A 791-nucleotide genomic window follows, 5' to 3' on the forward strand; every position below is an offset into this window, starting at 1 on the left:
CCCCAGTTTCGGACGAGCCGGACGGTGCCGAACAGGTCGCGTTCGATCATCAGGCTGAAGAAGCGCGCCCTGCCCTGCTCCGGATCACGCCGGTAGAGCACCAGGTGGTGCCGGATGGGCGAACGGGCGTCTGGCACGGCTCCTGCCGCCCCTACCCGGGTCGGTTTCTGTGCAGAGAGCTTTCCATCTCGCGCATCATCGCCGCCTCGAGTTCGGCAAGATTGGCCTTCTCGCCCGGGTAGCCGCCGGCGGGCTTTGCCGTCGGACCCTGATTGCTCTTAGGCGGGGCTATGCGCTTTTGTGACGGTGGGAGAATGCGTCCCTCCAAGGTATCGATGAGGCTATTGAGTTGCGCATCAGTGATCGGAACATCGATCACTTCATCCAGTCCCTGGAGAGCGATGGAGCGGTTGGAGAAGCGAGGATCCCTGGTTACCTCGGGCCCAAACCAGGCCATAGGGCGAAAGGCCCTTGCCTGCTCGTCGCTGTCGAATTCCACGGAGACGAGATGTAGGTTTTGCGGCCGCATGACCTCGTCAACGAGGACATAATGTTCCCCGACCGGCACGGCCGTCCGGACGTAGCTGATCTGCCCGGCGCAGACATCCAGCAGAGCGTGGGCATGAGCCAGGGGAACCTCCGCCTGCTCCTGGGTCTCTCCATCGGGGCCCAGGGTACTGAGGATCAGCAGACTGCGGCTTTCCTCGATGTGAACCCAGGAAACGCGGTTGCGTTGGTCGGGGAAGTAGCCATCGATGTGGCGTAATTCACCCTTCTCGCGCCGGATGAGA

General features: G+C 62.6%; 1 protein-coding gene. It reads right to left on the bottom strand.

What is annotated here, in order from left to right; all coding sequences use genetic code 11:
• Window positions 1-151 precede the first annotated feature (151 nt).
• Window positions 152-791 (bottom strand): CYTH domain-containing protein (locus LG661_RS24730; RefSeq protein ID WP_230534647.1); only part of this gene is annotated, 640 nt, incomplete at its 5' end.

Origin of the sequence: Microvirga roseola, assembly GCF_020866965.1 — a bacterium.
Taxonomy (GTDB): domain Bacteria; phylum Pseudomonadota; class Alphaproteobacteria; order Rhizobiales; family Beijerinckiaceae; genus Microvirga; species Microvirga roseola.